This is a genomic window from Halomonas urumqiensis (assembly GCF_003028575.1).
In the GTDB taxonomy this organism is placed as follows: Bacteria; Pseudomonadota; Gammaproteobacteria; order Pseudomonadales; family Halomonadaceae; genus Halomonas; species Halomonas urumqiensis.
Map to the genome: position 1 here is coordinate 43,713 of NZ_PYUD01000006.1, position 25,427 is coordinate 69,139.

At 64.6% G+C, this 25,427-nt stretch carries 25 protein-coding genes; 21 read left to right on the plus strand and 4 right to left on the minus strand.

The genetic code is table 11. From position 1 onward, the window contains the following. Nucleotides 1–22: 22 nt before the first annotated feature. The 10 genes from rpsP to C6V82_RS14345 all read left to right on the plus strand — a co-directional run bounded on the left by rpsP (nucleotide 23) and on the right by C6V82_RS14345 (nucleotide 9,617). Nucleotides 23–271, plus strand: a complete 249-nt coding sequence (gene rpsP / locus C6V82_RS14300; RefSeq protein WP_102588066.1) for a 30S ribosomal protein S16 — start codon at nucleotides 23–25, stop codon at nucleotides 269–271. A gap of 42 nt (nucleotides 272–313) precedes the next feature. After that, complete coding sequence (gene rimM, locus C6V82_RS14305; protein WP_102588065.1) at nucleotides 314–853, plus strand: ribosome maturation factor RimM; 540 nt, start codon at nucleotides 314–316, stop codon at nucleotides 851–853. A 65-nt stretch (nucleotides 854–918) separates the two neighbouring features. After that, nucleotides 919–1,680 (plus strand): tRNA (guanosine(37)-N1)-methyltransferase TrmD, encoded by a 762-nt coding sequence (gene trmD / locus C6V82_RS14310; RefSeq protein ID WP_102588087.1) that lies wholly within the window; start codon nucleotides 919–921, stop codon nucleotides 1,678–1,680. 174 nt (nucleotides 1,681–1,854) lie between these two features. Continuing rightward, on the plus strand, nucleotides 1,855–2,211 hold the full coding sequence (rplS, locus tag C6V82_RS14315) for a 50S ribosomal protein L19 (RefSeq protein WP_102588064.1): 357 nt from the start codon (nucleotides 1,855–1,857) through the stop codon (nucleotides 2,209–2,211). Nucleotides 2,212–2,335: 124 nt separating this feature from the next. Continuing rightward, on the plus strand, nucleotides 2,336–3,241 hold the full coding sequence (xerD, locus tag C6V82_RS14320) for a site-specific tyrosine recombinase XerD (protein WP_102588063.1): 906 nt from the start codon (nucleotides 2,336–2,338) through the stop codon (nucleotides 3,239–3,241). 8 nt (nucleotides 3,242–3,249) lie between these two features. Beyond that, a complete protein-coding gene (locus C6V82_RS14325) occupies nucleotides 3,250–3,996 on the plus strand; it encodes a DsbC family protein (RefSeq protein ID WP_102588086.1) in 747 nt (248 codons plus the stop codon). 69 nt (nucleotides 3,997–4,065) lie between these two features. After that, complete coding sequence (locus C6V82_RS14330) at nucleotides 4,066–5,382, plus strand: homoserine dehydrogenase (RefSeq protein WP_102588062.1); 1,317 nt, start codon at nucleotides 4,066–4,068, stop codon at nucleotides 5,380–5,382. Nucleotides 5,383–5,616: 234 nt separating this feature from the next. Continuing rightward, nucleotides 5,617–7,005, plus strand: a complete 1,389-nt coding sequence (gene thrC / locus C6V82_RS14335) for a threonine synthase (RefSeq protein WP_102588061.1) — start codon at nucleotides 5,617–5,619, stop codon at nucleotides 7,003–7,005. Between the two features lie 195 nt (nucleotides 7,006–7,200). Then, a complete protein-coding gene (locus C6V82_RS14340) occupies nucleotides 7,201–8,997 on the plus strand; it encodes a single-stranded-DNA-specific exonuclease RecJ (protein ID WP_102588085.1) in 1,797 nt (598 codons plus the stop codon). Nucleotides 8,998–8,999: 2 nt separating this feature from the next. Further along, a complete protein-coding gene (locus C6V82_RS14345) occupies nucleotides 9,000–9,617 on the plus strand; it encodes a YitT family protein (RefSeq protein WP_102588060.1) in 618 nt (205 codons plus the stop codon). Nucleotides 9,618–9,677: 60 nt separating this feature from the next. On the opposite strand, the gene C6V82_RS14350 is transcribed toward C6V82_RS14345, so the two are convergent. Together C6V82_RS14350 and C6V82_RS14355 are read right to left on the minus strand one after the other, a co-directional pair. After that, the gene (locus C6V82_RS14350) at nucleotides 9,678–12,269 is read right to left on the minus strand and encodes a heavy metal translocating P-type ATPase (RefSeq protein WP_102588059.1); all 2,592 of its coding nucleotides are present in this window, start codon (nucleotides 12,267–12,269) and stop codon (nucleotides 9,678–9,680) included. Beyond that, the gene (locus tag C6V82_RS14355; protein WP_102588058.1) at nucleotides 12,266–12,709 is read right to left on the minus strand and encodes a MerR family transcriptional regulator; all 444 of its coding nucleotides are present in this window, start codon (nucleotides 12,707–12,709) and stop codon (nucleotides 12,266–12,268) included. Before C6V82_RS14355 ends, C6V82_RS14350 begins: the two co-directional genes overlap by 4 nt. A gap of 304 nt (nucleotides 12,710–13,013) precedes the next feature. Here C6V82_RS14355 and C6V82_RS14360 point away from each other — a divergent pair, with 304 nt between their 5' ends. From C6V82_RS14360 to C6V82_RS14395, 8 genes are all read left to right on the plus strand, one after another. Then, nucleotides 13,014–14,366 (plus strand): OmpP1/FadL family transporter, encoded by a 1,353-nt coding sequence (locus tag C6V82_RS14360; RefSeq protein WP_102588057.1) that lies wholly within the window; start codon nucleotides 13,014–13,016, stop codon nucleotides 14,364–14,366. Between the two features lie 222 nt (nucleotides 14,367–14,588). Then, nucleotides 14,589–15,687, plus strand: a protein-coding gene (gene prfB / locus C6V82_RS14365) for a peptide chain release factor 2 (protein WP_102588056.1) whose coding sequence is annotated in 2 segments (ribosomal slippage) — nucleotides 14,589–14,663 and nucleotides 14,665–15,687 — 1,098 coding nt in all. Because the reading frame shifts where the segments join, the coding sequence is not laid out codon by codon here. A 44-nt stretch (nucleotides 15,688–15,731) separates the two neighbouring features. Next, nucleotides 15,732–17,282 carry a lysine--tRNA ligase gene (gene lysS / locus C6V82_RS14370; RefSeq protein WP_102588055.1) on the plus strand — a complete coding sequence of 517 codons (1,551 nt, stop codon included), beginning with the start codon at nucleotides 15,732–15,734 and terminating at the stop codon, nucleotides 17,280–17,282. Nucleotides 17,283–17,558: 276 nt separating this feature from the next. Beyond that, nucleotides 17,559–17,945 carry a hypothetical protein gene (locus tag C6V82_RS14375; RefSeq protein ID WP_102588054.1) on the plus strand — a complete coding sequence of 129 codons (387 nt, stop codon included), beginning with the start codon at nucleotides 17,559–17,561 and terminating at the stop codon, nucleotides 17,943–17,945. 108 nt (nucleotides 17,946–18,053) lie between these two features. Next, on the plus strand, nucleotides 18,054–19,499 hold the full coding sequence (locus C6V82_RS14380; protein ID WP_102588053.1) for an MFS transporter: 1,446 nt from the start codon (nucleotides 18,054–18,056) through the stop codon (nucleotides 19,497–19,499). 50 nt (nucleotides 19,500–19,549) lie between these two features. Further along, nucleotides 19,550–19,861 carry a BolA family protein gene (locus C6V82_RS14385; RefSeq protein ID WP_102588052.1) on the plus strand — a complete coding sequence of 104 codons (312 nt, stop codon included), beginning with the start codon at nucleotides 19,550–19,552 and terminating at the stop codon, nucleotides 19,859–19,861. Beyond that, the gene (locus tag C6V82_RS14390; RefSeq protein ID WP_102588051.1) at nucleotides 19,858–20,700 is read left to right on the plus strand and encodes a hypothetical protein; all 843 of its coding nucleotides are present in this window, start codon (nucleotides 19,858–19,860) and stop codon (nucleotides 20,698–20,700) included. Before C6V82_RS14385 ends, C6V82_RS14390 begins: the two co-directional genes overlap by 4 nt. Beyond that, nucleotides 20,678–21,142: a GNAT family N-acetyltransferase gene (locus tag C6V82_RS14395; RefSeq protein WP_102588050.1), complete on the plus strand. Its 465-nt coding sequence runs from the start codon at nucleotides 20,678–20,680 to the stop codon at nucleotides 21,140–21,142. Before C6V82_RS14390 ends, C6V82_RS14395 begins: the two co-directional genes overlap by 23 nt. Before the next feature lie 56 nt (nucleotides 21,143–21,198). Here the strand turns inward: C6V82_RS14395 and C6V82_RS14400 are convergent, their stop codons facing one another. Together C6V82_RS14400 and rsmD are read right to left on the minus strand one after the other, a co-directional pair. After that, the gene (locus C6V82_RS14400; RefSeq protein WP_102588049.1) at nucleotides 21,199–21,393 is read right to left on the minus strand and encodes a cell division protein ZapB; all 195 of its coding nucleotides are present in this window, start codon (nucleotides 21,391–21,393) and stop codon (nucleotides 21,199–21,201) included. A gap of 198 nt (nucleotides 21,394–21,591) precedes the next feature. Beyond that, complete coding sequence (gene rsmD, locus C6V82_RS14405; protein WP_102588048.1) at nucleotides 21,592–22,212, minus strand: 16S rRNA (guanine(966)-N(2))-methyltransferase RsmD; 621 nt, start codon at nucleotides 22,210–22,212, stop codon at nucleotides 21,592–21,594. Nucleotides 22,213–22,303: 91 nt separating this feature from the next. Here rsmD and ftsY point away from each other — a divergent pair, with 91 nt between their 5' ends. From ftsY to ftsX, 3 genes are read left to right on the plus strand one after another with little or no spacing between them, the layout of a single operon-like run. Then, the gene (ftsY, locus tag C6V82_RS14410; protein WP_107164744.1) at nucleotides 22,304–23,698 is read left to right on the plus strand and encodes a signal recognition particle-docking protein FtsY; all 1,395 of its coding nucleotides are present in this window, start codon (nucleotides 22,304–22,306) and stop codon (nucleotides 23,696–23,698) included. Continuing rightward, the gene (gene ftsE, locus C6V82_RS14415) at nucleotides 23,695–24,363 is read left to right on the plus strand and encodes a cell division ATP-binding protein FtsE (protein WP_102588046.1); all 669 of its coding nucleotides are present in this window, start codon (nucleotides 23,695–23,697) and stop codon (nucleotides 24,361–24,363) included. Before ftsY ends, ftsE begins: the two co-directional genes overlap by 4 nt. Next, complete coding sequence (gene ftsX / locus C6V82_RS14420; RefSeq protein WP_102588045.1) at nucleotides 24,360–25,340, plus strand: permease-like cell division protein FtsX; 981 nt, start codon at nucleotides 24,360–24,362, stop codon at nucleotides 25,338–25,340. Before ftsE ends, ftsX begins: the two co-directional genes overlap by 4 nt. The last annotated feature ends 87 nt before the right edge of the window (nucleotides 25,341–25,427 follow it).

Consider the following 25,427-nt stretch of genomic DNA (forward strand, 5'->3'; position numbering starts at 1 on the left):
CAACCGAAGGACAGATTACGCCATGGTTACCATTCGTCTGGCACGTGGTGGCGCCAAGAAGCGTCCCTTCTACCACCTGACCGTCACTGATTCACGCAACGCTCGTGATGGCCGTTTCATCGAGCGTCTGGGTTTCTTCAACCCCGTCGCGCGTGGCCAGGAAGAGCGTCTGCGCGTCGACCTGGAGCGCATCGCTCACTGGCAGAGCCAGGGCGCACAGCTTTCCGGCCGCGTTGCCGAGCTGGTCAAGGAAGCGCGCAAGCAGGCCTGAAGTGCCTGACTTGCCTTGCATTAGCGTGTCACGAGGTCGTCGATGAGCGAATTCGCGCAAGCTGACGATCATGTGGTGCTGGGCAAGCTGACCAGCCCCTACGGGGTCAAGGGTTGGCTCAAGGTGTATTCGTACACCAGCCCGATGGACGGCATTCTCGATTATGCCGAGTGGGTGTTGCGCCATGAAGGCCGGCTACAGCGTTGCCGCCTGTTGCAAGGGCGTCGTCATGGCAAGGGCCTGGTGGCACAGCTTGACGGTGTCGATGGCCGCGAGACAGCCGAGGCGCTGGCGGGAGCCGAGATACTGCTGCCCAAGGCCGAGCTTCCGAAGCTCGAAGGCGACGAGGTCTACTGGTACCAACTGGAAGGCCTCAAGGTGGTGACCACGGAAGGCCTGGCGCTAGGGCGGATCGATCACCTGTTCGAGACCGGCGCCAATGATGTCATTGTCGTCAAGGGTAGCCTCGATGAGGCCGCCGATGACCGAGAACGCCTGCTGCCCTATCTGCCGGGGGACGTGATCACCGACATCGATCTCGATGCCGGGGTGATGACCGTCGACTGGGATCCGGAGTTTTGAGTGCCGACCCGGAGCAGATGGAGGGTGTCGAACGGCTCTGTGTCGATGACGTGCGGACGGATGGCATGTGGATTGGCGTGGTGTCGCTGTTTCCCGAGATGTTCGAGGCAATCACTCGCCAGGGCGTGACCGGCAGGGCAGTCGAAAAAGGGCATATCGCGCTGGAGTTCTGGAATCCCCGCGACTATGCCAGCGACCGCCATCGCACCGTGGACGATCGCCCCTATGGTGGCGGCCCCGGCATGTTGATGAAGGTCGACACCCTGCGTGCGGCCATCCATGCCGCTCGCGAGCGGGCCAGGCAGGTCACCGGGCAGCGCCCCAGGGTGATCTACCTGTCGCCACAGGGGCGGCGCTTCGATCAGGCCGGTGCGCGGGAACTGGCATCCGGTCCCCCGTTGGTCGTGGTGGCGGGGCGCTATGAAGGCATCGATGAACGTGTAGTGGAAAGCGACATCGATGAGGAGTGGTCGATTGGCGACTATGTGCTCAGCGGTGGCGAGCTGCCGGCCATGGTGCTGATCGACGCCGCGGCAAGGCTGGTGCCAGGAGTGCTTGGGCACCGGGACTCCGCGGTCGAGGACTCCTTCAACGACGGGTTGCTGGACTGCCCGCACTATACTCGCCCGGAAGTGATCGATGGGCGACAGGTGCCGGAGGTCCTGGTCAGCGGCAACCATGGCGCGATTCGGCGCTGGCGGCTGAAGCAGTCCCTGGGACGTACGTGGGCGAGGCGCCCCGACTTGCTTGATGGCAGGACGTTGACCAGGGAACAGCGCACGTTGCTTGAGGAGTTCATCGAGGAATACGCCCCTTCCACCAGGTAGGCTGGGGCGGAGGTGCAGGACACAGTAGTGGCCAAGGAGGCGTCTCCTTGAACGGCTGTGGATCTGTGTCACCAATCAGCTCCCGCGCTCTCGAGCCTTGGCTCGGGCGCCGGGATCACGATTCGCCGGCAACTAACCGGATTCGGTGAATCACGTTATCGAGGAGTCATTGTCATGAGCAGCAAGAACAAGGTGATCCAGGCGCTTGAAGCCGAGCAGATGAGCAAGGAAGTGCCGGTGTTCGCCCCTGGCGATACTGTCATCGTCCAGGTCAAGGTCAAGGAAGGTAGCCGTGAGCGTCTTCAGGCCTTCGAAGGCGTGGTGATCGGCAAGCGTAACCGCGGTTTGAACTCCGCCTTCACCGTGCGCAAGATCTCCCACGGTGTCGGTGTGGAGCGTACCTTCCAGACCTACAGCCCGCTGGTTGACTCGATCAGTGTCAAGCGTCGCGGCGACGTGCGCCAGGCCAAGCTTTACTACCTGCGCGAGCGCAGCGGCAAGTCTGCCCGCATCAAGGAAAAGCTGGCCTAAAGCTGGCCTGAGGCCAACGCCTCCCTTGGCCGGTGGGCTGAAACCCCGTCACCGCTCGCGCGGGGCGGGGTTTCGCGTTTTGGGCCTGGGTCATCCGCATCGAATGCGGGCGTGAGGAGGGCGGATGACGATACGCAACGAGAGCGACCAGACGCTCATCGAGACCTTCCTCGATGCGCTATGGCTGGAGCGTGGCGCCAGTGACAATACCCTGATGGCCTATCGCCGCGATCTTGCGGCCTGGGCGGCTCATCTCGAGGCGCAGGAAGCGTCGCTGCTGTCCCCTCTGCCCGCCACGCTGCCGGACTGGCTCGATGCCCGTCGCGCTTCAGGGTACCAACTGCGCAGCAACGCCCGGTTGTTGTCGAGCCTGCGTCGTTTCTACCGCTGGGCGCTGGCAGAAGGGCGCATCGATCGCGACCCCCTGGCCGAGGTTCGCCTGCCTCGAGTACGTCCGGCGTTGCCGGATACCCTCGACGAGGCGGAAGTCGAACGGCTGCTGGCCGCTCCTGATGTCGCCACCGACCTCGGTCTACGTGATCGGGCAATGCTCGAGGTGCTGTATGCCGCTGGATTGCGGGTGTCCGAGCTGGTGGGGTTGACCACCGATGCGGTCAATCTGCGCCAGGGGGTAGTGAGAGTGCGCGGCAAGGGTGACAAGGACCGCCTGGTGCCGCTGGGCGAGGAGGCGGTAGACTGGTTGTCACGTTACCTGCGGGGTACGCGAGGGGCCTTGATGACCGATGTTACGCGCCCGGCGCTGTTTCCTGGGCGTGGCGACAAGCCGTTGACGCGCCAAGCCTTCTGGTATCGCATCAAGGCCCATGCCCTGGCCGCTGGCATCACTCGGCCGTTATCGCCGCATACACTGCGCCATGCATTCGCCACGCATCTGTTGAATCATGGGGCCAACTTGCGTGTCGTACAGCTGCTGCTTGGTCACAGCGACCTTTCGACTACGCAGATCTACACCCATGTGGCGCAGGCCAGGCTCGAGACCCTGCATGCCGACCATCACCCGAGAGGCTGAAGTTGATGATGATCCCCCTTTTCAAGCGTTGCCTGACCAGTCTTGTGGGCATGGCGTTCGCCGTGCCGATGTTTGCCCAAGCCGACTCCGCAGAGGCGTTGGCCGAACGTCTGGCGGTAAGTGGCCAGCCGATGCCGGTGGAAAGCATTCATGAGACCCCGCTCGATGGGTTCTTCGAGGTTCGCCTGGAAACCGGCGAGCGCTTCTACAGCGATGCCGAGGGAAGTCACTTCCTGGTCGGTGATCTGTATGAAAATGGTGAGCGGGGACTGGTCAACCTGACTGAACGAGGCCGCAACGGCGAGCGCGCCGAGCGCTTGGCCAGCGTTCCCGAGGATCAGCGAGTGATCTTCCGTGGGGCGGGTGAAAGCCGTGCCGAACTGGTTGTCTTCACCGATACCACCTGCCCCTACTGCCGGCAGTTTCACGAAGAAGTACCGGCGCTCAACGAACTGGGTATCGAGGTCCACTACCTGGCCTTTCCGCGCAAGGGCATGAGCGGTGAAGGTGCCCGGGTGATGCAGCAAGTGTGGTGCGCCGAGAACCCGAGCGAGGCGATGAACACCGCCAAGCGCACTGAGCCACTCTCCGGTGCCGCCAGCTGCGACAATCCGGTCGAGTCCCAGTATCATCTGGGCATGGAGCTCGGCGTACAGGGCACGCCAGCCATCGTTTTGCCCGATGGCCGCCTGGTCCCCGGCTATGTGCCCGCGGAGCGCCTGGCCGATATGCTTGGCCTGGAAGCCGAGGGCTGAGGGCTGAAGAATGAGGGCTGAGACAATTCGGCGTTTGAATTTTCACGACAAGCGAGCAGGAGCGAGACATTGAAACCGGTGAGAGTAGGACTCTGTGGGCTGGGAACCGTCGGTGGCGGTACCTTCAACGTGTTGACGCGAAACGCCGATGACATTGCGCGCCGGGCGGGCCGGCCGATCGTCATCGAGCAGGTCGCCTACCGCAGCCTCAACCCCGATTGCGACATCACCGGCATCAAGACTACCCAGGACGTCTTCGAGGTGGCCAACAACCCCGACGTCGACGTGCTTGTCGAGTTGATTGGCGGCTACGATGTGGCCCGTGAGCTGGTGCTGACCGCCATCGAAAATGGCAAGCACGTGGTCACCGCCAACAAGGCACTGATCGCCGTGTACGGTAACGAGATCTTCCAGGCGGCCCACAAGAAGGGCGTGATCGTGGCCTTCGAGGCAGCGGTGGCCGGTGGCATCCCGGTCATCAAGTCGCTGCGCGAGGGGCTCGGCGCCAACCGTATCGAGTGGGTTGCCGGCATCATCAACGGCACCGGCAACTACATCCTCACCCATATGCGCGACGAAGGTCGGGCATTCGAGGATGTGCTGGCCGAGGCCCAGGCGCTGGGCTATGCCGAATCCGACCCGACCTTCGATGTCGAGGGCATCGACGCCGCGCACAAGCTCACCATCCTGGCCTCCATCGCCTATGGTGTACCGCTGCAGTTCGAAAAGGCCTACACCGAGGGCATCTCGCGCGTTACCGCCGAGGATGTCGAGCAGGCCGATAACCTGGGCTACGTGATCAAGCACCTGGGGATATCCAAGCGTACCGAGGCCGGCCTCGAGCTGCGCGTGCACCCGACGCTGATTCCCAAGGAGCGTCTGCTGGCCAATGTGCATGGCGTCAAGAACGCCATCGCCGTGATGGGCGATGCCGTGGGGCCGACCCTCTACTACGGTGCTGGCGCCGGTGCCGAGCCCACCGCCTCCGCGGTGGTCGCCGACCTGCTCGACGTGGCGCGCGATATCACCACCGCTCATCATTATCGGGTGCCTTACCTGGCCTTCAGCGGCATCGACGAGGATGTCAGCCAGTTGCCGATCATGCCCATGGAAGACATCGTCACGGCCTACTACCTGCGCCTGCTGGCGGTGGACCGCCCGGGCGTGCTGGCCCGCGTGGCGACCATCCTTTCCGAGCAGGGCATCTCCATCGAGGCGCTGATCCAGAAGGAGGCGACCGAAGGGGAGCTGGTGCCGATCATCCTGCTGACCCACCGCACTCGCGAGAAGCAGATGAACGAGGCGATCCGGCTGATCGAGTCGCTGGCGGATATCGCCGGCCCCCTGACTCGTATCCGCGTCGAGTCGTTGGACGAGCAGGAATAACCGGGGCTTCGCCCGAAGCGGCAAGCCGTAAGCTTGAAGCTGGAAGAGAAAACCGGTGGATAACCGCAAGCTGCTAGCTGGCTGTCGCTCTGTCTTCAGCGAGGAGCGCCGGGGACAAGTCGAAGAGGAGGTCCTATGCCAGGGATGGCATCGGTAGCGCCCAGGGATGGGTTCACAGCGCCTCCTCGGAGACTTGTCGACGGATCGGCTCTGAGCGAGTAAAGGAACCGAATCATGCGTTATATCAGTACCCGCGGGCAGGCGCCCGCGCTCTCCTTCGAGGAGGTCGTGCTGACCGGCATGGCCAGCGACGGTGGCTTGTACGTACCTGAAACCGTGCCGCAGTTTTCGGCCGACGAGCTGGCCGACATGGCCGGGCTCTCCTATGCCGAGATCGCCTTTCGGGTGATGAAGCCGTTCGTCAATGGCGAGATCGACGACGAGACGTTTCGCGCCCTCGTGACCGACGCCTATGCCACCTTCAGCCACGACGCGGTGGTGCCGCTCAATCAGCTCGATGCCAACCATTTTCTGCTCGAGCTGTTTCATGGCCCGACGCTTGCCTTCAAGGATGTCGCCCTGCAGTTGCTCGGCCGCCTTCTCGATCACTTCCTCAGCAAGCGTGGCGAGCGTGCGGTGATTATGGGGGCCACCTCGGGGGATACCGGTTCCGCCGCCATCGAGGGCTGCCGCCACTGCGACAACCTAGATATCTTCATCCTGCACCCCCACAACCGGGTCTCGGAAGTGCAGCGCCGCCAGATGACCTCGGTGCTGGCCGACAACGTCTTCAATATCGCCATCGAGGGCAACTTCGATGACGCCCAGGCGATGGTCAAGGCGAGCTTCGCCGACCAATCGTTCCTGGGCGGCACCCGCCTGGTGGCGGTGAATTCGATCAACTGGGCGCGCATCATGGCTCAGATCGTCTATTACGTGGCGTCGGCCGTGGCGCTGGGGGCGCCACGCCGTTCGGTCAGCTTCTGCGTGCCTTCCGCCAACTTCGGCAATGTCTTCGCCGGTTACATGGCCTATCGCATGGGGCTGCCTGTCGAGCGTTTCGTGATCGCCACCAACGCCAATGACATCCTGCATCGCACCCTGGCCGACAACGACTTCTCGAAGACGGAGCTCAAGGCGACCCTGGCGCCCTCCATGGATATCGTGGTGTCGTCGAACTTCGAGCGCCTGTTGTTCGAAGCCTACGAGCGCGATGGCGCGGCCGTGGCGGCCCTGCTCGAGCGCTTCCAGAGCGAGCCTTCCGCTCTTGCCGATGCCCCGTTGTCGCGGCTGCGCGAGAAGTTCTCCAGCCACAGCGTCGATGATGCCACCATCCTCGAGGTGATCCGCGAGGCGCACCAGCGCACTCATGAAATCCTCGATCCGCACACCGCGACCGGCTACCGTGCCGCCGAGCGTGTGCGTGGCGATGCCGCCGTGCCGATGATCACCCTGGCCACCGCGCATCCGGCGAAGTTCGCCGAGGCGGTGGTCAAGGCGGGCTTCCCGGGCGTGCCGTTGCCGCCGCACATGGACGACCTGCTGGAACGCGAGGAGCGCTATACGGTTCTGCCGGCGGAGCTTGCCGCAGTGCAGCGGTTCGTGGCCGAAAACCGCCGCTAGATTCGCCCACTCGGGGCTGATCCGGCGACAGGCCTGCGAGGGGGCGCTGTGAACCCTTCCCTGGGCGCTACCGATGCCATCCCTGGCATCGGACCCCCTCTTCGGCCTGTCCCCGGCGCCCCTGGCACCTCAGGGCAACGGCATCCCATTGCCACTTGCCAATGAGGGGAACCACAGGAGCCTGGCTTGGATGCCGTGACCAACCCCATCGATCTTCATCAGCGCCTCAGGCCGCGCATTCAACCGCGCGCTCGCGATGAGGCGCTGTACGCGCGCGCCTGTGGCGAGGGGCTGTCCGAGCTGCAGGCGCGCGTGCTCGCTGGCAGGCTGGCGGGCTACACCGGCGAGCTGGAGCCACTGGTGTCGCCGAGCCTGCGTCACCTGGTGCACCCCGAACGGCTGAAGGATGGTCGCCGCGCCGCGGAGCGTATCGCCCAGGCGGTGGTCGATGGCGAGCATATCGGCATCCTCACCGACTACGACGTGGATGGCATCACCTCCCATGTGGTGATTCGCCGGACGTTGCATGAGTTGTTCGGGGTGCCGGAATCTCGGCTGCATAGCCTGATCGGCCACCGTATCCATGATGGCTACGGCATCAGCCTGCCGCTGGTGGAGCGCACGCTGTCTCTCGCGCCACGCCCGAGCCTGGTGATCACCGCCGATTGCGGCAGTTCCGACGAGCCGCGCATTGCCCGGCTGAAGGCCGCGGGCATCGACGTGGTGGTCAGCGATCACCACGCCCTGCCGGTGGAAGGGCCGCCCCCCTCGGCCCATGCCGTGGTGAACCCCACCCGTGACGACTGCGACTACCCCGACCCGACCATCGCGGGCTGCATGGTGGCCTGGCTTACCATGTCGCTGGCCCGCCAGGTGCTGATCGAGTGGGGCGTGCTGGCCAAGGCCACGCCCAAGCTCTCGCCATGGCTCTCCTACGTGGCGCTGGGCACCGTGGCCGATTGCGTCTCGCTGGGTGGCAGTGCCGCCAATCGTGCGGTGGTCAGCCACGGCCTGACGCTGATCAACCGTATGGAGGCTGCCTGCTGGCGTGCCATGGCCGAGCGGCTGGGAGCCGACAGCGTGCCCTTCAACGCCGAGACCCTGGGCTTTCAGATGGGGCCGCGCATCAATGCCCGCTCGCGGCTGGATGACCCCTACGCGGCGCTGCATTTCATGCTCGCGGAGCAGGACCATGCCGCCCGGCGTTATCTCGAGGTGCTGGATCAGGACAACCAGTCGCGCAAGGCCATTGAAGCGGAGATGGCCGATCAGGCGCGTGATCTGGCGTTGCCGGCACTCGAGGCCAATGAGCCGGCCATCGTGGTGTTTCTCGACGACGGCCACCCCGGCGTGCAGGGCATCGTCGCATCAAGGCTGGTGCAGGCCTACGGCCGGCCGGCACTGGTACTGACCCCGGCGGCGGCTCCCGGCATGCTGACCGGTTCGGGCCGCTCCATCGAAGGATTGCACCTGCGCGATGCCCTGCAGCGCACCTTCGAGCTGGCGCCGGAAACCTTGCCGCGTTTCGGTGGGCATCGCGGCGCGGCAGGGGTCGGGGTGCCGGTAGAGCACCTGGCAAGCTTTCGCCGCCACTTCCTGGCGGCGGTCGCCGAGCAACTCGGCGACACCGAGCTCTACCCACGCATCTTCACCGATGGCGAGCTTGCGCCCCAACAACTGAGCCTTGCGACCTTGGCCGAGCTGGACGCACTGGGGCCTTATGGGCGCGAATTCGATGCGCCGCTGTTCCAGGGAGATTTCCTGGTCGAGGCGCTGCGCCCGGTAGGGGCCGACGGCACCCACTTGATGCTCGAGCTGTCGGCGGGAGCCGTCAGCCACAAGGCGATCTGGTTTCGCGCGCTGACGCCAGGCGAAATGCCGGCGTTCGGTGTCGGCGCGCGGTTGCGCTGTGCCTACAAGCTCAACCGTAATCGCTGGCGGGGACGCGAGTCGCTGCAGCTGATGGTCGAGCACGCTGAACACGAGGGCTAACCATGGATTGGCAGGATCTACCCACCGAACAGCATCGCCACTACGAGGACGTCATGGCGATGCTGGTGGGCACGCTGTTCGTGGCGCTGGGCGTGACCTTCTACAGCCAGGCAATGCTGCTCACCGGCAGTACCGCGGGGATCGCCTTCCTTTTGCAGTACGCCACCGGCTGGCCGTTCGGCGTGTGGTTCTTCCTGATCAACGTACCGTTCTACTGGCTGGCGATTCGGCGCATGGGCTGGAGCTTTACCCTGCGCACCTTCGCGACCATTGGCCTGGTGTCGGTATTTTCCGAATTGACCGGTCACTGGATCAGTATCGGCAGCCTCAACCCGGTATACGCGGCGCTGATGGGGGGGTGCCTGATCGGGATCGGCATGCTGATCCTGTTCCGGCACCGCTCCAGCCTGGGTGGCGTCAACATCCTGGTGCTCTACCTGCAGGACCGCTACGGCTGGCGGGCCGGCGTCGTGCAACTGGGCATCGACGGGGTGATCATGCTGGTGGCGTTGTTGACGCTGCCAGCCGAGCGTGTCGGGCTTTCGGTGCTTGGTGCCGTGGCACTGAACCTGATCATCGCCCTGAACCACAAGCCCGGCCGTTACATGGGCGTCAGTTGAGCCAGAACCACCAGACGATGGCGGCGATCAGGCCAAGCCCTGCGATATTGACGATCCAGTTCATGCTCGTGCCTCCTCGTGATGGGCGGAAGGGGCGTGGTCAGCGCGTTCGCTGTGCGTCTTCAAGAGCCGCAGGCGGTTGGCGTTGCTGACCACGGTGATCGACGAAAGCGACATGGCAGCGCCGGCAATCATCGGCGACAGCAGGGTGCCCGTGACGGGGTAGAGCACGCCGGCGGCGATGGGGATGCACAGGGCGTTGTAGCCGAAGGCGCCGACCAGGTTCTGCTTGATGTTGGTGAGCGTGGCGCGGCTGATTTCAATGGCGTCCGCTATGCCGTGCAGCGAGCCGCGCATCAACGTGATGCCGGCGCTCTCGATGGCGACATCGCTGCCCTGGCCGATGGCGAAGCCGACATCGGCGCGGGCCAGTGCCGGGGCGTCGTTGATACCGTCGCCGACCATGCCGACCACCTGGCCGTCGCTTTGCAGGCGCTCGATCTCGGCATGCTTGTCCTCGGGCAGCAGGCCCGCGCGATAATCGTCGATGCCGACTTCTGCGGCAATGGCCGCCGCGGTGTGGGCGTTGTCGCCGGTGAGCATCACCACCCTCAGGCCATCATCGCGCAGGCGTTTCACGGCGCTGATGGTGTCGTGTCGCAGTGGGTCGCTGATGCCGAACAGCGCGGCGAGCCGGCCATCCACGGCCAGGTAGACCACGCTGCGGGCTTGGCTTTCCAGGCGCGAGGTAATGTCACACCCCGGCGCAAGATCGACCCCTGCCTCTTCGAGCAGGCGAGCGTTGCCGAGCAGCAGGGGGCGACCGTCGGCGGTGCTGGCCTTGACCCCGCCGCCGGTGACGCTCTGGAAGTCGCGAATCTCGGCGCTTGCTGGTTTTTCTCCAGCATGCTCCTCGACATAGGCGATCAGCGCGCTGGCCAGTGGGTGCTCGGAGCCGCGCTCCAGGGCGGCCACCAGGTCGAGCGTCTCGCGATGATCGTCACTCAGCAGCTCCGCTTCGGTGACCCGCGGCTTGCCTTCAGTGAGCGTGCCGGTCTTGTCCACCACCAGCGTGGTGAGCCGGCTGGCGGTCTGCAGGGCATCGCCGCTTCTCACCAGTACGCCGTGCTCGGCGGCCTTGCCGACACCGATCATGGTCGAGATCGGCGTGGCCAGCCCCAGCGCGCAGGGGCAGGCGATGATCAACACCGTGGTGGCGGTGACCAGCATGTGGATCACCCTGGGCTCGGCGCCCACGTTGAACCACACCAGTGCCGTGAGCACGGCGATGATCATCACCGAGGGCACGAAGATGCTCGACACCGTATCGGCGAGCTGGCCGATCGGAGGTCGCGAATTCTGTGCATTGGCCACTTGCTCGGTGATGCGGCCAAGCCGTGTGTCGGCACCCACTCGGGTGACGCGATAGACCAGCCCTCCCTTGCCGTTGACGGTACCGGCGCTGACCTCGTCACCCTCGCCCTTGGCTACCGGCACTGGCTCGCCGGTGAGCATCGATTCGTCGATATGGCTCGTGCCCTCGCTTACCACGCCGTCCACCGGCAGGCGTTCGCCGGGGCGGACACGAATATGGTCGTCTTCACGGACCTCATCGATGTCGAGCTCGCGCTCCTGGCCGTCGCGGATCACCCGGGCGGTGCGACTCTGCAGGTCGAGGAGGCGCTTGAGGGCATCGCTGGTTCGGCCACGGGCACGCAGCTCCAGCGCGTTGCCAAGCAGCACCAGGCCGATGACCATTGCCGCCGCCTCGAAATACAGCCCCTGGGCCACTGACGGCAACCACGGTGCGAAGGCCACGACGCCCATGGAGTAGAGCCAGGCGGTGCCGGTCCCCATGGCGATCAGGGTGTCCATGTTGGCTTGGTGGTGGCGAAAATTCTTCCATGCATTGACGAAGAAATGGCGACCGGGCCCGACCATCACCGCCAGGGTCAGCATCCCCACCACCAGCCAGAACAGTCGGCCTGTGCCATGCGGGTGCGGGTGGTAGATGAACATGCTGGCCATCAGTGGCACGGCCAGGGCCAGTGACCAGGCGCTGCCCCTCAGGCGACGACGGTACTCCTTCTCGTCCTTTTCGGCTCGGGCCTGCTCGGCCTGGCGGAGGTCGTGGATCGGTTCGGCGCCATAGCCGACCCCCTCCACGGCCTCGATAAGCGCCTGTTGCCGGGCACTCCCGCGTACCTGGGCGGTGTGCGTGCCGAAGTTCACTGCCGCCGATTGCACGCCGGGGGTGCGCTCCAGTGCCTGCTGGACGCTCTTTACGCAACTGGCACAGGTCATGCCGCTGATCGCCAGTCTCAGCGACGTCGCGCTTGCGCCCGCCGCATTTTCGGCTGGCGCCGTGGAGCCCTCGTCGGCGACCGCTGAAGGCCTGGCCTCGGCCTCCTCGTCAGGCGTGGGATGGGCTTGTGCATGCGCTGCGGAGTCGGGCGGATAACCGGCGTCGCTAAGGAGTTCGTCAAGGGTTGACCCATCCAGCACCGTGGTGACCGCCAGGTGCTTTTTCGCTGGCTCACCGGTCACGTCGGCCCCGGCATCACGTGCATGAATCGCCTTGCGCATGGTGGCAACGCAACCCTGGCAGTTCATGCCCGGTACCTGGCGTTCAAAGGGTTGTCGCGTGTTCATGGCGTCTCCTTGCGGGTGGCTTTGCGGGCAGCGAGAGGTTCAGGAAAGCTCTCGATCAACCGGCACAGGCTATGTCCGTCGGGTGTGCCGTCGGGCATCTCGGCCCAGGCATCCAGCGCCTGCTCCATGCGCTGGGCAAGGGCTTCGAGCTCGTCTATGCGAGCGCGGATCTCGGGCAGGCGGTCGGCCAGCAGGTCGCGGACCATGGGGCAGGGGGAGTCCCCATGGTCGGCATGCTCGAGAATGTCGCGGATCTCGGCCACACCAAACCCCAGCGTGCGGGCACGCTGGATGAACCTCAGGCGTTCCAGATCACCCTGGGCATAGAGCTGATAGCCGTTTTCCGGGTGTCGTGTTGGCGTCAACAACCCCTCTCGCGTGTAGTGACGAACGGTTTCGGCGGTGACGCCGGCCTGTCGTGCCAGTTGGCTGACTTTCATGCCACGTGCCTCTCGGGAATCCAGATAGTTCGCTTAGTGTAAAACCATTGGGTAACCCATAGGTCAAGTCAGCGTTGGCCGAATGGTGCGCGCTGGGGCATATCGCAACCATGCAGCTAACCCTATGTTAGATAAGGGCATCGGATTCGTTGTAGACCAAAGTATGAGCTTACTAAGCTTTAAAACGAACGTTTGCCCTTGAAAGATGGCGAGCATTGCGAGAAAAGGGACGGGAGTTGCCAGTGCCACTCTTGGGAGTGACCGAAGGCCCTACCGTCGATAATGCAGCAAGGGACCACACGCCATGCATAACAAGTTCAACAAGCTCACCTGGGCCGTGGCTATCGCCGCTGCGGCCGTCGCCGGTCAGGCACACGCCGGTGGCTACCAGATCAACGAACAGAGCGTCAGCGGCCAGGGCTATGGCCATGCGGGTCGCAGTTCCAACGTCAACGATGCGACCATCGTCTTCGGCAACCCCGCCGGCATGTCGTTTCTGGACCGTGCCCAGGTCACTGCGGGTGCGACCTACCTGGATGTCAGCACCGATATCACCAATGTCGAAGCCAGCCGCAATCTGGATGCCGGTGTCGCCCAGGGAGGTGCGCCGATGGGGGTGCAGGTCCCGGTGGGCGACATCCCCGGGGGCAATGAGGGCGACATGGTGCCCGGCTCACCGATTCCGTTTGCCTTTTATGCGCAGCCGGTGACCGAGAAGCTGGCCTTCGGTTTCGGGGTCTATGCGCCTTTTGGTTCCAACACCGACTACGAAGATGATTTCCAGGGACGCTATTTCGGTGACTACACCGAGCTCAGGGTGATCAGCGCCCAGCCCACGGTGTCCTATCGCTTCAACGACCAATGGTCGGTTGGCCTGGGTATCACCTACAACCAGGTCGAGGGCGAGCTACGCCGTCAACTGCCGTCAGAGCCGACCTTCAACCCCGCAGCGGATATCGACTCGCGTGTCGAAGGCAGTGACGATGGCTGGGGCTACAACCTCGGCGTGATGTACCAGCCGATTCCCGAGACATCGTTGGGCCTGACCTATCGCTCCAAGGTCGACTACACCCTGACCGGTGACTTCCGTGCCTTCGATCCGGCAGGCAATGTGGTCCGCGCCGATGACGCCAGCCTCGAACTGACCACCCCGGAATCGGTCAACTTCTCGATCACCCAGCAGATGAACGACAGGCTCAAGCTGATGGCGGGTGTGTCATGGGTGCGCTGGGACCGCTTCGACCAGATCCTGGTCGAAGGCAGCCAGGGCAACACCATCACCCAGGAAACCCAGAACTATTCCGACGCCTGGGCCTTCGCGGTGGGGGGCGAGTACCAGCTCAATCCACAGTGGGCGTTGCGTGCCGGGTTGACCATCGATAACACGCCGTCAAGCGATGAGTTCCGCAGCGTGCGCATTCCCTCCGATGATCGGCGCATCTTCTCGATTGGTGCCGGCTGGAGCCCCACTGACAACCTGACCCTGGATCTCGCCTACTCCTATCTGACCGAGCGTGGCACCAATGTCAGCCAGGAGCGCGCCGACCTGCTGGCAAGCCCCCAGACCGGTGGTGTGCCGGTGGGTGGGGCCAGCTACTCGGCCGATTACAAGAACCAGGCCCATGGCTTTGGCGCCCAGTTGACCTATCGGTTCTGACCGGCGATACCTCCACCTCGAGCACAACGCGACCCGGCCCATGGCCGGGTCGCGTGTGTCAGGGTCTGTCGTGAATGACAGGGCTGCTGCATGGATGCGGGGCGTCGGCGCATTCGCTACAATAAGCGCCTTTTCCGCTCCACTGTGGTTCGAATGGCGTGCTTCGACCTTCGGTCGGCGCCACGGTGGTCGTTTTTTCCATCGCAGACTCGGATGAGCCCCATGCTGGAAACCAACCCGATTCACACTCTCATCAAGGACCTGTCTGAGCGGACAGATGTCCTTAGGGGGTATCTTTGACTATGCCGAGAAGAAGGATCGGCTAGAGGAAGTCACTCGCGAGCTCGAGGATGCCGGGGTCTGGAACGACCCTGACTATGCCCAGAAGCTCGGCAAGGAGCGGGCATCGCTCGAGCAGATCGTCGCCACCATCGATGAACTCGACCAGGGGCTCGCGGATAGTCGCGACCTGCTTGAGCTCGCCGAAATGGAGGAGGACGAGGACACCGTCGAGGAGGTCCGCAAGGAGCTCGATGGCATGCAGGCAAGCCTCGAAAAACTCGAGTTCCGGCGCATGTTCTCCGGTGAGATGGACGAGAACAACGCCTACCTGGACATTCAGTCCGGTTCCGGTGGCACCGAGGCCCAGGATTGGGCCAACATCCTGTTGCGCATGTACCTGCGCTGGGCCGAGCATCATGGTTTCAAGGCCGAGATCATCGAGGCCTCGGCAGGTGAGGTGGCTGGCATCAAGTCGGCCACCATTCACGTGCAGGGCGATTACGCCTTCGGCTGGTTGCGCACCGAAACCGGCGTGCACCGCCTGGTGCGCAAGAGCCCCTTCGACTCAGGCGGTCGTCGCCATACCTCGTTTGCCTCGGTATTCCTGTCGCCTGAAGTGGATGACAACTTCGAGGTCGAGATCAACCCGGCCGACCTGCGAGTCGATACCTATCGCTCCAGCGGTGCCGGTGGCCAGCACGTCAACACCACCGACTCGGCGGTACGGATCACCCACGAGCCCACCGGCGTGGTGGTGGCTTGCCAGAACCAGCGCAGTCAGCATGCCAACCGCGATTTCGCCATGAAGCAGTTGAAGGCGAAGTTGTGGGAACTGGAGATGCAAAAGCGCAATACCGCCAAGCAGGAGGCCGAGGAGTCCAAGGCCGACATCGGCTGGGGAAGCCAGATCCGCTCCTATGTGCTGGACGACCAGCGCATCAAGGACCTGCGCACCGGCGTGCAAACCAGCAATTGCGACAAGGTGCTGGATGGCGACCTCGACCAGTTCATCGTCGCAAGCCTCAAGCAAGGCCTCTAACACCAGCCCTGAGCCCGCAGTCCAATCCCTAGACAGGTAGCAACATGGTCAACCAGAGTTCCTCACCGGAAAGCCCGCAAAGCGACGAGAACCGGCTGATTGCCGAGCGTCGTGCCAAGCTGGCCGAGCGCCGCCAGCTTGCCGATTCGCGCGGTGAAAGTGTCTTTCCCAACGATTTTCGTCGCGACAGCCAGGCGGCCAGTCTGATCGAGGAACTGGGCGACAAGGACAAGGCCGAGCTCGAGGCGCTCGACCGCCAGGCGGCGGTGGCCGGGCGGATCATGCGCAAGCGTGGGCCATTCATCGTCATTCAGGACGTGACCGGACAGATCCAGCTCTACGTCGACAAGAAGGGGCTGCCGGAGGCGACCCTGGAGGACATCAAGCGCTGGGACATCGGTGATATCGTGGCCGCCCGCGGGCCGGTCCACAAGTCCGGCAAGGGTGACCTGTACGTGATGATGGTCGAGGCCAGGCTTCTGACCAAGAGCCTGCGCCCGCTGCCCGACAAGTTCCATGGCCTGACCGACATGGAAGCGCGTTACCGTCAGCGCTATGTCGACCTGATCATGAACCCGGATTCGCGCAAGGTCTTCGAAACCCGTGCCGGGATCATCAGCGTGATGCGGCGCTTCTTCGAGGCGCGCGGCTACATGGAGGTCGAAACCCCCATGTTGCAGCCGATTCCGGGGGGCGCCACGGCGCGGCCGTTCGTCACCCACCACAATGCGCTGGACATCGACATGTACCTGCGTATCGCCCCGGAGCTGTACCTCAAGCGTCTGGTGGTGGGCGGTTTCGAGCGGGTCTTCGAGATCAACCGCAACTTCCGCAACGAAGGGCTCTCGACGCGGCACAACCCCGAATTCACCATGGTCGAGTTCTATCAGGCCTACGCGGACTACCATGACCTGATGGACCTCACCGAGGAGCTGCTGCGCACCCTGGCGCGCGACGTGCTGGGCACCACCAAGGTGGTCAATACCGTGCGCAACAATGAAGGCGAGGTGCTGGAGACCTACGAGTATGACTTCGGCAAGCCGCTGACCAGGCTGTCGGTGTTCGATGCGATTCTCGAGTTCAACCCGGACATTCATGCCGCCGCCTTGTCCGACGAGTCGGCGGCGCGCCAGATCGCCGAGCGGCTGGACATCGACGTCAAGGATGGCTGGGGGCTTGGCAAGATCCAGATCGAGATCTTTGAGAAGACCGTGGAACACCGCCTCAAGCAGCCGACCTTCATCACCGACTACCCCACCGAAGTCAGCCCGCTGGCGCGGCGCAAGGACAGCGATCCCTTCGTCACCGAACGCTTCGAGTTCTTCGTCGGCGGGCGCGAGATCGCCAATGGCTTCTCGGAGCTCAACGATGCCGAGGACCAGGCCGAGCGCTTCCGCGAGCAGGTAGCCGAGAAGGATGCCGGCGACCTGGAGGCGATGTTCTTCGACGCCGATTACGTGCGCGCGCTGGAAGTGGGCCTGCCGCCCACCGCCGGCGAGGGCATCGGTATCGACCGCCTGGTGATGCTGTTCACCGACAGTGCCTCGATCCGCGATGTGTTGCTGTTCCCCGCCATGCGCCCCGAAGGAGACTGAAGGGGCTGCGCTTCGGCCACGTGAAGTGTCTATGCTGGGGCGCCGGGGACAGGTCGTAGAGGAGGTCTTTTGCCATGGAAGGCAAAAGTAGCTTACAGGGAAGTATTCACAGCGCCTCCTCTTAGTCCTGTCGCCGGTACAGCCCCTTCCAGATTGTCCGACACGTCGGGGCCTATTGGCGAAGTAGCCCCGTTTTATTGCCAGGGCGTGGAAGTATTGGTAACCGACGCGGCCAACGCCCATAATGGTCAGCGTTTCGACGTCGAGGAGACTCCCATGAAACTGCTAAACCGCTCAGCCTTGAGCGTCCGGCCGACCCAGCACTTCGTGGATTGGATCAACGCCCTGGAGCCGACCATGGGCGATGATGACCTCGACCTTACCGATGTCGAACGCGAAAGTACCGTCTACCTGATTCCGGAAATGGACACGCCGGAAGCGCTCGAGACCTTCGTTCACGAGCGCTACCTCGAGATTCTCGAGACTGAGCTTCGCGCCTGGGAGGAAGACGAACGACAGTGGCCGGAGAGCGTCGACTGGGCCCTCTTCCAGCGCTTCCTGCAGGTCGAACACAGCTACCTGGCGATCGACCTCGATCATGAGACGGCGCTTGAAATCTCGGAAGTCGACGATGCCCTGCTGGTGGATGTCGAACAGGATTGACCGACGCCCAGGCCTGGCCCGCGGAGATATCCGTGATCGAGAAACCGGCTTCGGCCGGTTTCCTGCGTCTGGGCCCTGATTCCCTGCACCCTGAAACCAAGAGGCGAGATGAGTCGACTCTTCGATACGCGACCTGGCGATGATGGTTTGCCGGGCCCCGAGCGGCGCCAGGCGGTGCTGGCGCTGGTGCTGGGCACCCTGATGGCGGTGGTCGACACCACCATGGTCAATATCGCCCTGCCATCGATCGCCGTGAGCCTGGACGTTTCGGCCTCGCGTGCCGTCTGGGTGACCAACCTGTTCCAGATCGTCTGCGCGGCGTTCCTGCTGGTGTTCGCTGCGTTGAGCGCACTGGTCAGCCGCCGCCGGCTCTACGTGGCAGGGGTGGGCGTGTTCACCCTGGCTGCACTCGGCAGCGCACTCTCCACGAGTTTCGAGTCGCTGCTGGTGTTTCGCGCTTTGCAGGGGCTCGGCGCTGCGGCCACCCTGTCCATAGGCCCCGCGATCTATCGCTCGATCTTTCCCTCGCGGTTGCTGGGTAGCGCCCTGGGCTTGAGCGCGATGGTGGTGGCCGGCGGCTACGCCGCGGGGCCTGCCATTGGCGGGCTATTGCTCTCGGTTGCCGAGTGGCCGTGGTTGTTTGCCTTGCACTTGCCATTGGGTTGCGTCGCGCTCTCTCTGGCCTGGCGCGCCCTGCCGAGGGAAAAGGGCCGCTGGCATGGCTTCGATGGTGTGGGGGCGCTGCTGTCGGTGGTGATGCTGGCGAGCTTGTTCCTGGCGCTGGACGCCATCGGTCATCGAGCGCCTGCCTGGCAGGTGGCGGCAGGCGTGGTGATCAGTGTCACGGCCGCGGTGCTGTTCGTGCAGCGCCAACGGCGTGCCAGTTTTCCGTTGCTGCCACTGTCACTGTTCCAGGAGCCACGTTTCAGCCTGGCGGTGTGTGCCTCGGGGCTGGCCTTCATCGGCCAGGGGCTGGCCTTCGTCGCGCTGTCCTTTCTCTACCAGCAGGAGATGGGTTTCACGCCGCTGCAAACCGCCTGGCTGTTCACGCCTTGGCCGCTCGCCATCATGCTGGTGGGGCCAGTGGCAGGGCGCCTGGCCGACAAGCTGAACCCGAGCGTGATCGCAAGCACGGGCTTGCTGTTGCTGATGATGGGGTTTGCCTCGCTGGCGCTGCTCGAGGCGGATGCCGGTGTGCTCGATGGCTTGTGGCGGACGGCGCTCTGCGGGCTGGGTTTCGGCCTGTTCCAGCCGCCCAACAACCGCGAGATGATGGCCAGCACGCCAGCCGCGCTGAGTGCCAGTGCCTCGGGCATGATGAGCACCACGCGCACCGTAGGCCAATCCTTCGGGGTGGCGCTGGTCGGTGCCTTCCTGGCGGTGGGCCTGCCGGTGCAAGCCACCTTGTGGGTCGGTGGGGCGGCCTGCGTCCTGTCACTGGTGGCAAGCCTTGCGCGCATGCCGTTGGCGGGTGCCGCCCAGGCGCGCCGACGCGCGGCCAATCGCGAGGCTGCACCGACCCCTTCATCGTCTCGAACGGGACGGCTGAAGTGAACGCCAGAACGAGTACAATGGGTCATCCTGTTCATCACCGGGGAATCGCCATGCGAATCCAGTCAACCATCGAAGACAAGCTGCAGTCCCTCGAGCCCGTGGCACTCGCGGTGGAGAACGAGAGCCACCGCCATAACGTGCCGGCGGATTCCGAGACCCATTTTAAGGTGACCCTGGTCTCGGCAAGCTTCAAGGGCCTGATGCCGGTCAAGCGCCACCAGCAGATCTACGCCTTGCTTGCCGACGAGCTGTCGGGTCCCGTGCATGCGCTGGCTCTGCATCTCTATACGCCTGATGAGTGGGCGGCGCGTGGCGAGGCGCGTCCCGAGTCGCCCGATTGTCGGGGTGGCGGGGCATCGTGACAGCCGAACCGCAGCGCCTGCAGTATCTCGAGGCGATGGGTATCACCGCTTGGGTGGCTCGCTATACGCTGCCCAATGCCCGGCCCACGCCAGTCTGTGAGTGGGACATGCCCGAAGCCGCCCCTGCCGAGGCGCCTGGTGACCGGCTGCACGCCCTGCTCGACGAGGCAGTGACGCCGCAACCCCTGGTGCGTGAAGCCCCGCAGCCCGCTCGCGAGCGCACCCAGCGTCCGGCCAATTCCCGCAAGGCCAGAGCCCTGCTTGGCGATGTGCCGGAGGAGGTCGCCGCGGAGTCATCGCCGACCATTCCCACCGAGCCCGCCACCGCCGAGCCTGCCGAGGCACTCCGCTATACCGTGCAGGTCGGTTGTCTCGATGGCCGCTGGCTGGTGTTGCTACCGGGTAGCGAGTCGCCAGGCGCTCCCGCCCATCGGCTGCTTGATAACCTGCTTCACGCGGCCGGCATCGATCCCGGTCACACTGTCGCCTTCGAGGCATTCAGTTGGCCCCTCGCGGAGGGGATGCCGGTGTATGCGCCCCTGGAAGAGGCTCGCGAGGGTTTTGCCGCCTTCGTGGCGGGGTGCGGACGAAGAGGCTGGCGGCCACAACGGCTGCTGATGTTTGGTCATGATGAGACGCTTGCCCGGGTGGTCACGCTCGAGGCCGGCCACTGCCCGCTGCTGGATTTGCCCGCCTGGCAGGGGCCTTCGCTCGACACGCTTGCCGGCAGTGCGGCCGACAAGCGTGCGCTGCTGCCGATACTGGCCGAATGGCGCGATGCCTGGCATTCGTCAGCTCAGGGCGTGGAGAACGCGGATGATGCGCCGCCTGACGTGTGACGATCTCGATGCTTTGGTAGAGATCGAGACCGGTAATCCCTTCCCTGCCTGGTCACGCGACCAACTTTCCAGGGCTCTTGCCGACCCGGAGTTAGTGGTGTTCGGCGTGGTGCGAGGCGGTGAGTTGTCGGGCTATGCCGTGGTGGCAAGGCTACCCTTCGAGGCGGAGCTGCAAGCCATGCTGGTTGCCGAGCGGCAGCGCCGGCACGGGCTTGCCGCCGAGCTGATGAGGGAGGTGGTCGCACAGGCGAGCGCCTGGCAAAGCGAAAGGCTTTTGCTGGAGGTCAGGGCTGACAACGCTCCCGCCAAGGCACTGTATCGGCGCTTCGGTTGCCTGGAGGAGGGGCGCCGCAAGGGCTACTACCCCCCGCGTGAGGCCGGTGCGAAGCGTGAAGATGCGATATTGATGTCACTCCCCCTTGATGACCCCCATGACGAGTAAACCCACCGGCCTGCCGGTGGGTTTACGGGGCTGACACCTCGGCGTGGCGGATGGCGTCAGTCGTTGTTGCCGGCGTCCACGTCGTCGAACTTGCCGAGCAGCGCCGAGAGGCGGTTTTCCCACTCCTCGCGCTCCTGCTTCAAGCGGCTATTCTCTTCGCGAAGCTCCTCGGCTTCCATTTTCAACAGCTCCAGTGCCTCGACGGCATTGCTGACTTTCTGTTCGAGCCGGTTGAAGAGTTCGATGCTCATCCTTTTCTCCTGACGGTGTCCTTGCGGCCGGGCTTGGCCCCGAGCGGGTGACGGGCTCAGGGATAATCAAGCCCGCAGCGTAACGCCGAGTGGCAGCCTCGGCAAGCACCGAATCACGGCGCTGGGGCCATTGGCGAGGGCCGGGTTTCCTGCCTGGGGGCTTTACGCAGGGCTTTACGCAGGGCTTCACGCAGGGCCTCACACAGAGTGGCGAGCATACAGGCGTCCGTAGCTGTCTCCGGCACGCACCTCCCGGTGCAGCGTCCAGTTGGCGGGCACCTCGGGGGCCAGCTCCGCTTCGACTTCCAGGTAGATGAACGCACGGTCACACAGCCAGCCCGCCTCAAGTTTCTGGCAGCAGGCAGCGGCAAGCCCCTGGCGAAAGGGGGGGTCGAGGAATACCAGGTGAAAGGGGCGTGGCTGGCCGGTGAGAAAGGTGCTCGCCTCCTGGGTGGCCACCTGGCCACGCTCGCCGACACCGAGCGTGGCCAGGTTGTCGGCAAGCTGGCGGGCCACTCGCGAATCACGCTCGACGAAGCAGGCGTCCCGTGCGCCCCGCGACAACGCCTCGAGTCCCAGTGCACCGGTGCCGGCGAACAGGTCGAGTACATGGGCGCCAGGCAGGGCCGCGGCCAGCCAGTTGAACAGCGTCTCGCGTACCCGGTCAGGGGTCGGGCGCAAGCCGGGGCAATCCAGCACCGGCAGCAGGCGACGGCGATAGTCGCCGCCGATGATGCGCAGCCGCCCGCCATCCTTGCCGTTCCGGCGTGGCGTTGCGGGTTTGCCATGGCGGCGGGGGCGGGGTGAGCGTCGCGTCATGCCCGGGATTGTACCGGTTGGCTTATCCACAGTCATGGTGCGCAGTGGTAGGATGTGGCGATTCGTTCACCCGCGAGGCTGATTTCTCCCCATGTTCGGTTTTTTCAAGCGCAAGCAGAAGCAGCAAGAACAGCAGGCCCGTCAGGAGCAGGACAGCGAACGGCAGACCGATGAGGCGCTTGCTGATAGCGGCGAGCCGACAGCCGACATTGCCGATGTGGCGACTGGGCATGACTCTGAGCCGACCGAGAATGTCGCGCATGAGCATGAGGCGCCGGAGAGTGAAGCAGCGCAGAGCGAACGCCTGGATGCTGATATCGAGCCGGTCAGGAACGCACCGCTGGACGAGCCCGAGGTAGCAAGCCAGCCTGCTGCCGAGCCCGAGCCCGAGCCCGAGCCCGAGCCCGAGCCCGAGCCCGAGCCCGAGCCCGAGCCCGAGCCCGAGCCCGAGCCCGAGCCCGAGCCCGAGCCCGAGCCCGAGCCCGAGCCCGAGCCCGCCGCGGTATTGCAGGAAAAGCCGGGTGGCGAGGAGCGCAAGGGCTGGTTCGCGCGCATCCGCTCCGGGCTTGGCAAGACCCGCGCCAATTTTACCGAGGGCCTGGCGGGTCTGTTTCTGGGCAGGAAACAGATCGACGACGAGTTGATGGAGGACCTTGAAACCCAACTGCTCATGGCGGACGTGGGTATCGAGGCTACCACCGAGATCATCGAACGGCTGACCGAGCGGGTATCGCGCAAGGAGCTCCAGGACAGCGAGGCGTTGTATCGCGCCCTGCAGGAGGAACTGGCCGACATGCTCGAGCCGGTGACCCAGCCGCTGGTGATGCCTGCCAAGGGCGATGGGCCGTTCGTGATCCTGGTGGTGGGGGTCAATGGGGTGGGCAAGACGACCACCATCGGCAAGTTGACCCAGCGCTTCCAGCGCGAGGGCAGAAGCGTGATGCTGGCCGCCGGCGACACCTTCCGGGCGGCGGCGGTTGAGCAGCTGAAGGTGTGGGGTGAGCGCAACAAGGTGCCGGTGATCGCCCAGCACACCGGCGCCGATAGTGCATCGGTGATCTTCGATGCCGTGGCCGCCGCCAAGGCGCGCAAGGTCGATGTGCTGATCGCCGATACCGCCGGTCGCCTGCATAACAAGGCGCACTTGATGGAGGAACTCAAGAAGGTACATCGCGTGATGGGCAAGCTCGACGCCACGGCTCCCCACGAGGTGATGCTGGTGCTCGACGCCGGCACCGGCCAGAACGCCATCTCCCAGGCGGCGACCTTCAACGAGGCGGTGCCGATCACCGGCGTGACGCTGACCAAGCTCGACGGTACTGCCAAGGGCGGCATCATCTTCGCCCTGGCCAAGCAGCTCGGCACGCCGATTCGCTTCATCGGGGTCGGCGAGTCGCTGGATGATCTGCGCCCGTTCGTGGCGCGCGAATTCGTCGATGCCCTGTTTGACCGAGATAGGGGTGACCGGGACGACGGCACGTCATGATCGATTTCGAGCACGTCGGCAAGCGCTACGGAGGGCGCTTCGAGGCGCTCGCCAATATCGACTTCCGTGTGCGGCGCGGTGAGATGGTGTTTCTCACCGGTCATTCAGGGGCGGGCAAGAGCTCGCTTTTGCGGCTGATCATGCGCCTGGAACGGCCCAGCCGAGGACGGGTACTGGTGGCCGGCCACGATATCGCGCGCCTGCATGCGAGCCAGGTGCCCTTCTATCGCCGCCAGATCGGCGTGGTGTTCCAGGATCACCAGCTGCTCTTCGATCGCTCCATCTATCATAACGTGGCGCTGCCGCTGGACATCCAGGGCGTTGAGCCCCGTGAGGCGGCGCGCCGGGTGCGCGCGGCACTCGACAAGGTGGGGCTCTTGCATCGGGAGAAGGCACTGCCGATCGAGCTTTCCGGGGGTGAGCAACAGCGTGTCGGCATTGCCCGTGCGGTGGTCAACAAGCCTTCCTTGTTGCTGGCCGACGAGCCGACCGGCAACCTCGATCCGCAGCTCTCCGCCGACATCATGACGCTGTTCGAAGACTTCAATCGCATCGGCACCACGGTGATGATCGCAAGCCACGACCTGGCACTGATCGCTCGCCTGCACCACCGTATCCTGCGGTTGCGCGACGGCCGGCTGGTGGCCGACGAGGTGGCGGCATGAGTCCCAGGCCAACGCCCTCACCCACGCCGCGTGGCGCACGCACGCACCGCCGCCAGCCTCGTAGCCGGTTGCGTGGCTGGGCACGCCACCACCGACTGATGTGCCAGGACAGTGCCTGGCGACTCTTCCGCGCCCCGGTGGGTAGCCTGTTGACCATGCTGGCCATCGCCATTGCCCTGGTGTTGCCTGCGGCGTTGTGGTTGACCCTGGACAGTGCCCAGTTGCTGGATGCCGAGCTCGAGGAGAGTGCCACGCTGACGGTGTACCTAGCGGCGCAAGTGGAGGAGGCCCAGGCAGTGCGCATCGACGAGGCCCTGGCCGCTCACGAGGGGGTGGCGAACACGCGGCTGATCACCGCCGCCGAGGGCATGGCGGAATTCCAGCAGGCGCTGGGCCTGACCGATGCGCTGGGCAGCCTCGATACCAACCCCTTGCCGGCCAGCATCGTGGTCACGCCACGTGAACCGGAACCCCAGGCGATGCGTGTGCTTGGCGAATCGCTTGAGCAGGTCAATGGTGTCGATGAGGTGCGTCTCGACCTGGCCTGGGTCGAGAGGTTGCGCCATCTGGGCGAGCTGGGCCGACGTGTGGCCCTGGCGCTGGGCGTGCTGTTTGGCGGCGGCGTGCTGCTGGTGGTGGGCAACACCATTCGCCTGGCGGTGGAGAGCCGTCGCCAGGAGATCGAGGTAGTGACCCTGATTGGCGCTACCCACGCCTTCGTGCGCCGGCCCTTTCTTTATAGTGGCGCCTGGTACGGCCTGGGCGGCGGCCTGATCGCCTGGGGGTTGCTGGCGCTGGGCGGCGAGTGGCTGGCGGCCCCTGTCGCGACCCTGGCGGCAAGCTACGGCGCCAGCTTCAGCTTGCCGCACCTGGGGCCTGGCGGGTCGGCAATTCTGGTCGGGTGTAGTATACTGCTTGGCTGGTTGGGCGCCTGGATTGCCGTCAGTCGGCACCTGGCGAGCATTCGGCCACGTTGAGTCCGTTGCCGATTGTCCAGCCAAGCCGTAGTATTCGGATGATTCGCTGGCATATTACGGAACATTCTCTGGTTTTCGTCATCCAAG

Excerpts from the sequence above, each read along its gene's own strand:
- rpsP (WP_102588066.1), top strand. The coding sequence starts at position 23 with ATGGTTACCATTCGTCTGGCACGTGGTGGCGCCAAGAAGCGTCCCTTC.
- rimM (WP_102588065.1), top strand. The coding sequence starts at position 314 with ATGAGCGAATTCGCGCAAGCTGACGATCATGTGGTGCTGGGCAAGCTG.
- trmD (WP_102588087.1), top strand. The coding sequence starts at position 919 with ATGTGGATTGGCGTGGTGTCGCTGTTTCCCGAGATGTTCGAGGCAATC.
- rplS (WP_102588064.1), top strand. The coding sequence starts at position 1,855 with ATGAGCAGCAAGAACAAGGTGATCCAGGCGCTTGAAGCCGAGCAGATG.
- xerD (WP_102588063.1), top strand. The coding sequence starts at position 2,336 with ATGACGATACGCAACGAGAGCGACCAGACGCTCATCGAGACCTTCCTC.
- C6V82_RS14325 (WP_102588086.1), top strand. The coding sequence starts at position 3,250 with ATGATCCCCCTTTTCAAGCGTTGCCTGACCAGTCTTGTGGGCATGGCG.
- thrC (WP_102588061.1), top strand. The coding sequence starts at position 5,617 with ATGCGTTATATCAGTACCCGCGGGCAGGCGCCCGCGCTCTCCTTCGAG.
- C6V82_RS14345 (WP_102588060.1), top strand. The coding sequence starts at position 9,000 with ATGGATTGGCAGGATCTACCCACCGAACAGCATCGCCACTACGAGGAC.
- C6V82_RS14350 (WP_102588059.1), bottom strand. The coding sequence starts at position 12,269 with ATGAACACGCGACAACCCTTTGAACGCCAGGTACCGGGCATGAACTGC.
- C6V82_RS14355 (WP_102588058.1), bottom strand. The coding sequence starts at position 12,709 with ATGAAAGTCAGCCAACTGGCACGACAGGCCGGCGTCACCGCCGAAACC.
- C6V82_RS14360 (WP_102588057.1), top strand. The coding sequence starts at position 13,014 with ATGCATAACAAGTTCAACAAGCTCACCTGGGCCGTGGCTATCGCCGCT.
- lysS (WP_102588055.1), top strand. The coding sequence starts at position 15,732 with ATGGTCAACCAGAGTTCCTCACCGGAAAGCCCGCAAAGCGACGAGAAC.
- C6V82_RS14375 (WP_102588054.1), top strand. The coding sequence starts at position 17,559 with ATGAAACTGCTAAACCGCTCAGCCTTGAGCGTCCGGCCGACCCAGCAC.
- C6V82_RS14380 (WP_102588053.1), top strand. The coding sequence starts at position 18,054 with ATGAGTCGACTCTTCGATACGCGACCTGGCGATGATGGTTTGCCGGGC.
- C6V82_RS14385 (WP_102588052.1), top strand. The coding sequence starts at position 19,550 with ATGCGAATCCAGTCAACCATCGAAGACAAGCTGCAGTCCCTCGAGCCC.
- C6V82_RS14395 (WP_102588050.1), top strand. The coding sequence starts at position 20,678 with ATGATGCGCCGCCTGACGTGTGACGATCTCGATGCTTTGGTAGAGATC.
- C6V82_RS14400 (WP_102588049.1), bottom strand. The coding sequence starts at position 21,393 with ATGAGCATCGAACTCTTCAACCGGCTCGAACAGAAAGTCAGCAATGCC.
- rsmD (WP_102588048.1), bottom strand. The coding sequence starts at position 22,212 with ATGACGCGACGCTCACCCCGCCCCCGCCGCCATGGCAAACCCGCAACG.
- ftsY (WP_107164744.1), top strand. The coding sequence starts at position 22,304 with ATGTTCGGTTTTTTCAAGCGCAAGCAGAAGCAGCAAGAACAGCAGGCC.
- ftsE (WP_102588046.1), top strand. The coding sequence starts at position 23,695 with ATGATCGATTTCGAGCACGTCGGCAAGCGCTACGGAGGGCGCTTCGAG.
- ftsX (WP_102588045.1), top strand. The coding sequence starts at position 24,360 with ATGAGTCCCAGGCCAACGCCCTCACCCACGCCGCGTGGCGCACGCACG.